The 7,248-nt window shown below is 67.4% G+C and carries 7 protein-coding genes and 1 riboswitch; all 7 genes read left to right on the top strand.

Annotated elements, in window-relative coordinates; all coding sequences use genetic code 11:
• The first annotated feature begins 42 nt into the window (after positions 1 to 42).
• The 7 genes from ruvB (at position 43) to KQ307_RS08970 (ending at position 6,658) form a co-directional block, all read left to right on the top strand.
• Entirely contained in the window at positions 43 to 1,137 is a 1,095-nt protein-coding gene (ruvB, locus tag KQ307_RS08940; RefSeq protein ID WP_259701883.1) for a Holliday junction branch migration DNA helicase RuvB, read from the top strand.
• On the top strand, positions 1,137 to 1,877 hold the full coding sequence (locus KQ307_RS08945) for a tetratricopeptide repeat protein (RefSeq protein ID WP_259701884.1): 741 nt from the start codon (positions 1,137 to 1,139) through the stop codon (positions 1,875 to 1,877). Before ruvB ends, KQ307_RS08945 begins: the two co-directional genes overlap by 1 nt.
• Positions 1,877 to 3,109, top strand: a complete 1,233-nt coding sequence (locus tag KQ307_RS08950; protein WP_259727737.1) for an amidohydrolase — start codon at positions 1,877 to 1,879, stop codon at positions 3,107 to 3,109. Before KQ307_RS08945 ends, KQ307_RS08950 begins: the two co-directional genes overlap by 1 nt.
• Positions 3,106 to 3,339: a DUF3188 domain-containing protein gene (locus tag KQ307_RS08955; protein WP_259701886.1), complete on the top strand. Its 234-nt coding sequence runs from the start codon at positions 3,106 to 3,108 to the stop codon at positions 3,337 to 3,339. Before KQ307_RS08950 ends, KQ307_RS08955 begins: the two co-directional genes overlap by 4 nt.
• A 39-nt stretch (positions 3,340 to 3,378) precedes the next feature.
• On the top strand, positions 3,379 to 4,032 hold the full coding sequence (locus KQ307_RS08960) for a HEAT repeat domain-containing protein (RefSeq protein WP_259701887.1): 654 nt from the start codon (positions 3,379 to 3,381) through the stop codon (positions 4,030 to 4,032).
• 16 nt (positions 4,033 to 4,048) lie between these two features.
• Positions 4,049 to 4,152, top strand: a riboswitch (TPP riboswitch).
• 77 nt (positions 4,153 to 4,229) lie between these two features.
• Positions 4,230 to 5,615, top strand: a complete 1,386-nt coding sequence (thiC, locus tag KQ307_RS08965) for a phosphomethylpyrimidine synthase ThiC (RefSeq protein WP_259727738.1) — start codon at positions 4,230 to 4,232, stop codon at positions 5,613 to 5,615.
• A 71-nt stretch (positions 5,616 to 5,686) separates the two neighbouring features.
• Positions 5,687 to 6,658 carry an integron integrase gene (locus KQ307_RS08970; protein ID WP_259727742.1) on the top strand — a complete coding sequence of 324 codons (972 nt, stop codon included), beginning with the start codon at positions 5,687 to 5,689 and terminating at the stop codon, positions 6,656 to 6,658.
• Positions 6,659 to 7,248 lie beyond the last annotated feature (590 nt).

Raw genomic sequence — 7,248 nt, forward strand, 5'->3', positions numbered from 1 at the left:
AACTGACCCTAAACAGGCCCCAGCCTGCCTACTGTTCAGGCCATGGCGATCGTTTCCTCCGGAGCCGGGCGGGGTGGCCTCCAGCCGCCCCCTCGCCCGCCCGCCAAGCCGGCGGGGCGGCTGGTCGATCCCGCTGCCCAGGCCTTCGAGGAGGGCGAGGCCGAGGCGCCGCTGCCCAACCGGGAAGACAGCCTGCGGCCCCGACGGCTGGCTGATTACATCGGCCAGCGGGAGCTCAAGGAGGTGCTCGGCATCGCCGTGGAAGCCACCCGCAACCGTGGCGAGGCGCTCGACCATGTGCTGCTCTACGGCCCTCCCGGGCTCGGCAAGACCACCATGGCGCTGGTGATCGCCGAGGAGCTGGGGGTGCGCTGCCGGATCACCAGCGCCCCTGCCCTGGAGCGTCCCCGCGACATCGTCGGCCTGCTGATCAACCTGCAGCCCCATGAGCTGCTGTTCATCGATGAAATCCATCGGCTCAACCGGGTGGCCGAGGAACTGCTCTATCCGGCCATGGAGGATTTCCGCCTCGATCTCACCGTGGGGAGAGGCAGCACGGCCCGCACCCGCTCGGTGCCGGTGGCGCCGTTCACTCTGGTGGGGGCCACCACCAGGGCCGGCTTGCTGAGCTCACCGCTGCGTGATCGCTTCGGCCTGATCCAGCGGCTAGAGTTCTATGACCTGGCCGATCTCCAGGCGATTGTGGAGCGGGCCGCCGGCCTGCTCAGCCTGGAGCTGGAAGCGGCAGCCGCCGCCGAGGTGGCCCGCCGTTGCCGCGGCACGCCGCGGATCGCCAACCGCCTGCTGCGCCGGGTGCGCGATGTGGCGAGCGTGCGCGGTGAGCCCCGCATCGGGCCGGCCCTGGTGGCTGAAGCGCTCAGCCTGCACCGGGTCGACGACCGTGGCCTCGACGCCAGCGACAGGCGCCTGCTGGAGCTGCTGCTGACGGGCTACGGCGGCGGTCCGGTGGGGCTCGACACACTGGCCGCCGGTCTGGGCGAGGATCCGATCACCCTGGAAACCGTGGTGGAGCCCTACCTGCTGCAGCTTGGTTTTCTGTTGCGCACCCCGCGGGGCCGGGTGGCCACGGCCGCGGCGCGAGTGCACCTCGGCTGGCCGGAGCCGGAGGCGGCCTGATGGGCTGGCTGCTGGCCGTGCTGCTCGCCACCCAGCTCAGCCTGCCCCAGCTGTTCGACCAGGCGCTGGCGGCCAGCCGTGACGGGCAGTTCGGTGAGGCGCTGCCGCTCTGGGACCGGGTGCTGGAGCAGGCCCCCGACGACGCCTCGGCCTGGAGCAACCGGGGCAACGTGCAACTGGCGCTCGGCCATCCCGAAGCGGCCATCGCCGACCAGAACCGGGCGATCGAGCTGGAGCCGGGCAGCGTTGATCCGCACCTGAACCGGGGCACGGCCGAGGAGGCGCTGGCTGAGTGGGATCGGGCGGCGGCTGACTACCAGTGGATCCTGGAGCGGGATCCGGCCGAGGCCTCGGCGCTCTACAACCTGGGCAATGTGGAAGGTTCGCGGGGCGACTGGGCGGCGGCGGAGCGTTGCTACGAGGCGGCCGCGGCGGCCCGGCCCGGCTTCGCGATGGCCCGCTCCAGCCTGGCCCTGGCCCGCTTCGAGCGGGGTGATCTGGGTGGAGCCGAGCGGGAGTTCCGCAACCTGATCCGCCGTTATCCGTTGTTCGCCGACCCCCGCGCCGGGCTCACCGCCCTGCTCTGGCAGCGGGGGGCGCTGGGGGAAGCCGAAAGCAACTGGGCGGCGGCTTCGGGCCTTGATCCCCGCTACCGGCAGCCAGAATGGTTATCGCGGATTCGGCGCTGGCCCCCCGGGCCGGTCCACGCTCTCGAAGCCTTCCTGGATCTGGCCAGTTGATGAGTCCTGCCGCCTTCCCCACTCCTGCCACCGCCAGCGTCAGCGCCGCCGAGCTGTGGCGGCGCCTGGGTCTGGAGCAGGCCCTGGCGCAGGCGCTACCCGAGCTGATCGGTTTGCGGCGCCACATCCATGCCCACCCGGAGCTGAGCGGCGCTGAGCACCAGACAGCGGCGCTGGTGGCCGGTGAACTGCGGCTGCTGGGCTGGGAGGTGCGTGAAGGGGTGGGCCGCACCGGCGTGGTGGCCGAGCTGGGCCCGGTGGGGGCGCCGCTGGTGGCCCTGCGGGTCGACATGGACGCCCTGCCGGTGGAGGAGCGCACCGGCCTGCCGTTCGCCTCCTGCCACCAGGGGCTGATGCACGCCTGCGGCCACGATCTGCACACGGCGATCGGCCTGGGGGTGGCGCGGCTGCTGGCACCCCTGGCGGATCAGCTCACGGCCCGGCTGCGGCTGTTGTTTCAGCCGGCCGAGGAAATCGCCCAGGGGGCGGCCTGGATGCTGGCCGACGGCGCCATGCAGGGGGTTGAGGCCCTGTTCGGCGTGCATGTGTTTCCGAGCTTGCCGGTGGGCAGCATCGGCGTGCGCAGCGGCAGCCTCACGGCGGCGGCGGGTGAGCTGGAGGTGGAGGTGCTGGGTGAGGGGGGCCATGGGGCACGGCCGCACCAGAGCACCGATGCGATCTGGATTGCGGCCCGGGTGGTGAGTGGGCTGCAGGAGGCGATCAGCCGGCGGCTCGATGCGCTGCAGCCGGTGGTGGTGAGCTTCGGCAAGATTGAGGGTGGCAAGGCCTTCAATGTGATCGCCGACCATGTGCGGCTGCTCGGCACGGTGCGCTGCCTCGACACCGAGGTGCACGCCGAACTGCCGGGCTGGATCGAAGACACCGTGCAGGCGATCTGCCGGGGCTACGGCGGCGAGGCGCGGGTGCGCTACCGCTGCATCGCGCCGCCGGTGCACAACGATCCGGAGCTCACCGAGCTGGTGGAGGAGGCCGCCCTGGCGCTGCTGGGGCGGCCGCAGGTGCAACGTCTCCAGCAGCCATCGCTGGGAGCCGAGGATTTTGCCGAGCTGCTCACGGCGGCGCCGGGCACGATGTTCAGGCTGGGGGTGGCGGGCCCCGAGGGCTGCGCTCCGCTGCACAACGGCACGTTCAATCCCGATGAGCGGAGCGTGGCGGTGGGTGTGAAGGTGCTCAGCCTCAGCCTGCTGCTCTGGATGGGGCGACGGGGATGAAAGCCGCCCGCCCGACCACCCATCCGTTGCTGGCCCTGGCGGCGCCCCTGTTGGTCGTGCTGGCGGCGATCAGTTTCACCGTCCGGCACGGCAGCCAGCGGCTGCAGGCGGTTCCGGCCCTGCTGATCGGTTGCGGACTGGTGGTCAGCGGCCGGCTGCGGCGTTCCCGGCGCCGCCATTCCCTGGCCCAGGCCCTGCGGTCGCCGCCGCTGTCACCACCGCCCGGTTGAGGGCGGCTCCAGCCGGCTGGGCTGTGGGAGGGTGAAGTGATGAGCACCACCCCTCCCGAACCGGCATCCCCGGAGCCGACTCCACCGGCGGATCTTGCGGCCCTGCGCGAGGCGATCGGCTCGGGTGATCCGGTGCGCGCCATGCCGGCCCTGGCGGGCCTGCGGCAGTTGGAGGCCGAGCAGGCCGTGCCGCTGCTGCTGCTGGGGCTCGAGCAGGAGCCGTTCCTCGTGCGCTCGCTCAGCTGCAGCGGGCTGGGCATCAAGCGCAATGAGGCCGGCTGGCAGGCCCTGGTGGCCGCCCTCGCCGCCGATGGCGATGCCAATGTGCGGGCCGAAGCGGCCAATGCCCTGGCTTCCTACGGCGTGGAGCGGGCCTGGCCGCTGCTGCGTGAGAGCTTCGCGCGGGACGACCAGTGGCTGGTGCGTTGCAGCATCCTCTCGGCCCTGGCTGAGCAGCCGCAGATCGCCAGGGAGCTGCTGCTGGAACTGGCCGAGATGGCGATCGCCGATGCCGACGGCACCGTGCGGGTGGGCGGTGCCGAGATCCTGGGTCGGCTGGCCCAGGAAGCTGCCCGGGCGGATCCGCCGGTGGCCGGCGGCTGGGGCGATGCGGCCCGCCAGCGGCTGCGGCTGTTGCAGCAGGATCCCGACCACCGGGTGGTGGCCGCCGCACTCAACGGCCTGCAGAGCTGAAAAGTTGCTAGGTTTCGCTCGTCACTAGGGGTGCCCGGCCGTCTTCGGCTGTGGGCTGAGATCACACCCTCCGAACCTGATCCGGGTCATGCCGGCGCAGGGAAGTGTCCCGATTTCTGCTGTGGCCTTCGGTTGCGGCCGTGTTCGGAGCCGGAGATGTGCCCGCTCGGTCCGGCCCCGTCACTCAGCAGCCGATCATGCGCAGTGCCTGGATTGAGAAGCGTCGCGGCCACGCCAACGTGTCGCAGATGCACTATGCCCGTCAGGGTGTGGTCACCGAAGAGATGGCTTTCGTGGCCAGGCGGGAGAACCTGCCCGAATCGCTGGTGATGGAGGAGGTGGCGCGGGGGCGGATGATCATTCCGGCCAACATCAACCACACCAATCTGGAGCCGATGGCGATCGGCATCGCCTCCAGGTGCAAGGTGAACGCCAACATCGGCGCCTCGCCCAATGCCTCGGATCTCGATGAAGAGGTGGCCAAGCTGCGGCTGGCGGTGAAGTACGGCGCCGACACGGTGATGGACCTCTCCACAGGTGGCGTGAACCTTGATGAGGTGCGCACGGCGATCATCAATGCCTCGCCTGTGCCGATCGGCACGGTGCCGGTGTATCAGGCGCTGGAGAGCGTGCACGGCTCGATCGAGAAGCTCGATGCCGACGACTTCCTGCACATCATCGAGAAGCACTGCCAGCAGGGCGTCGATTACCAAACCATCCACGCCGGCCTTCTGATCGAGCACCTGCCGCTGGTGAAGGGCCGCCTCACCGGCATCGTGAGTCGCGGCGGCGGCATCCTGGCCCAGTGGATGCTGTATCACCACAAGCAGAACCCGCTGTTCACGCGCTTCGATGACATCATCGAGATCTTCAAGCGCTACGACTGCAGCTTCTCGCTGGGCGATTCGCTGCGGCCCGGCTGCCAGCACGATGCTTCTGATGCCGCCCAGCTGGCGGAGCTCAAAACGCTGGGCCAGCTCACCCGCCGCGCCTGGGAGCACGACATCCAGGTGATGGTGGAGGGTCCGGGCCATGTGCCGATGGATCAGATCGAGTTCAACGTGAAGAAGCAGATGGAGGAGTGCAGCGAGGCGCCCTTCTATGTGCTCGGTCCACTGGTCACGGACATCGCTCCCGGCTACGACCACATCACCAGCGCGATCGGCGCGGCGATGGCCGGCTGGTATGGCACGGCGATGCTCTGCTACGTGACCCCGAAGGAACACCTGGGCCTGCCCAATGCCGAGGATGTGCGTGAGGGCCTGATCGCCTACAAGATCGCCGCCCACGCCGCCGACATCGCCCGCCACCGCCCGGGCGCCCGCGACCGCGACGACGAACTCAGCCGCGCCCGCTACGCCTTCGACTGGAACAAGCAATTCGACCTCTCGCTCGATCCCGAGCGCGCCCGCGAGTATCACGACGAAACCCTGCCGGCCGACATCTACAAGCAGGCCGAGTTCTGCTCAATGTGCGGGCCGAAGCACTGCCCGATGCAGACCAAGATCACCGACGAAGACATCGAGGGTCTGGAGAAGGTGCTGGCGGAGCAGCAGAAGGCCGAGGAGCCGGTAGGGGTGTGAGCGCTTTGCTCGCAGGCTGGGCCCGGATCGCCTGAGGGCGGGAACACTGAAGCCAGTTGGCTGAAGTGGAAATGGTTCCGACGCCGGGCCCACGGTTGCTGGAGCGGTTCAGGCAGGAGCTGCAGGTGCGGCATTACGCCCGACGAACCACACAGACTTACGAGCAGTGGGTGCGTCGCTATCTGCGCTTCCATGGCCTCAGGCATCCGCGCGAGATGGGCGAGGCCGAAATCAATGCGTTTCTGTCGCACCTGGCGACCGAGGGGCAGGTGAGTGCCTCCACGCAGAACCAGGCGCTGTCGGCCCTGCTTTTTCTTTACAGGCAGGTGCTTGGGAGCGATGTGGGCAGCCTGGAGGGCGTGGTACGTGCTCGGCAACCAAAGCGGTTGCCTGTGGTGCTAACCGTGGCGGAGGTGCGGGCGGTGCTGGAATGCCTGGACGGAGTTGAGCAGCTCGTGGCGAAGTTGCTTTACGGCAGCGGCCTGCGGCTGATGGAAGCGTTGCGGCTCCGGGCCCAGGATGTTGACTTCCAGTCCAGGCAACTGATCATTCGCAATGGCAAGGGCGCCAAAGACAGGGTGACCGTTCTCCCCGTCAGCCTCGGTAAGCCCTTGCGGGACCACCTGCAGGCGGTGCGTCGTCTGCATCAGGCGGACTTGACGGCGGGTTGGGGCAGGGTGGTTCTGCCGATGGCATTGGGACGGAAGTACCCGAACGCGGCAGCAGAGTGGGTGTGGCAATGGGTTTTTCCACAGGTTCATCGATGGAAGGATGCGAAGGCAGGAACTGAGGGCCGGCACCACATCGACCCATCGCTGATCCAGAAGGCGGTGAAGAGAGCCGTGCTGAGTGCCGGGATCTGCAAACGGGCGAGTTGTCACACGTTTCGGCATTCCTTCGCTACCCACTTACTGGAGCGCGGGCAAGATATTCGAACGATCCAGGAATTACTGGGCCACAGCGATGTGAAAACCACCATGATCTATACGCATGTACTGAATCGTGGACCCTGTGGTGTGGTCAGCCCCGGAGACCTTCTGTAGCCAAATGTACATTTGGTTTGCGGACCCGCCCATCGTCCCCACCATCCTGAAGCCAAATCACGCACATGCACTACGCTGGAGGGAGTTTCAAGATCAGCTCCGCAGATCCAGAAACTTCTTAGGCGGCTGTAGAGCCCCGAGTGGGATGGATACCGGACCCGCCGAAATACTGTTGGGCGTCTACTTCGATATGACTATCCACCCCGGTGAGAGAATCCACCTATTTGAAACAGGAAATATTGCCGTATGAAGCCGCAAGCATTCGCCCGGAGTGAACATGTATACAGAAATGATGCATTTGCTGATTTGGTCAAAGACGCAATTAGATTCTTTAATGGCACCCCAGTTCACACACTTCCACCACCAGAAACCTTTCTAGGAACAGGGGTGTACGCCCTGTACTACACAGGAGGCAATCCGCTCTACAAACGATACGCAGAACTAAATCGCCGTATGCGTTCAGGGGTCGTACCAAGCCTGATCTGAACGGCGAGCCTTGACAGGTCGCCGCCATCCGGTTGGATCTCAAGCAGAGATCGCTTGAGATGAACTCCGCTCCCACTGGCATCGCCGACAGCGACTGGGACGCG

This window comes from Synechococcus sp. CS-1326 (assembly GCF_025128115.1).
Taxonomy (GTDB): domain Bacteria; phylum Cyanobacteriota; class Cyanobacteriia; order PCC-6307; family Cyanobiaceae; genus Regnicoccus.

What these genes read in the sequence shown, in the direction of transcription:
- ruvB (WP_259701883.1), top strand. Translation starts at nt 43, where the DNA reads ATGGCGATCGTTTCCTCCGGAGCCGGGCGGGGTGGCCTCCAGCCGCCC.
- KQ307_RS08945 (WP_259701884.1), top strand. Translation starts at nt 1,137, where the DNA reads ATGGGCTGGCTGCTGGCCGTGCTGCTCGCCACCCAGCTCAGCCTGCCC.
- KQ307_RS08950 (WP_259727737.1), top strand. Translation starts at nt 1,877, where the DNA reads ATGAGTCCTGCCGCCTTCCCCACTCCTGCCACCGCCAGCGTCAGCGCC.
- KQ307_RS08955 (WP_259701886.1), top strand. Translation starts at nt 3,106, where the DNA reads ATGAAAGCCGCCCGCCCGACCACCCATCCGTTGCTGGCCCTGGCGGCG.
- KQ307_RS08960 (WP_259701887.1), top strand. Translation starts at nt 3,379, where the DNA reads ATGAGCACCACCCCTCCCGAACCGGCATCCCCGGAGCCGACTCCACCG.
- thiC (WP_259727738.1), top strand. Translation starts at nt 4,230, where the DNA reads ATGCGCAGTGCCTGGATTGAGAAGCGTCGCGGCCACGCCAACGTGTCG.
- KQ307_RS08970 (WP_259727742.1), top strand. Translation starts at nt 5,687, where the DNA reads ATGGTTCCGACGCCGGGCCCACGGTTGCTGGAGCGGTTCAGGCAGGAG.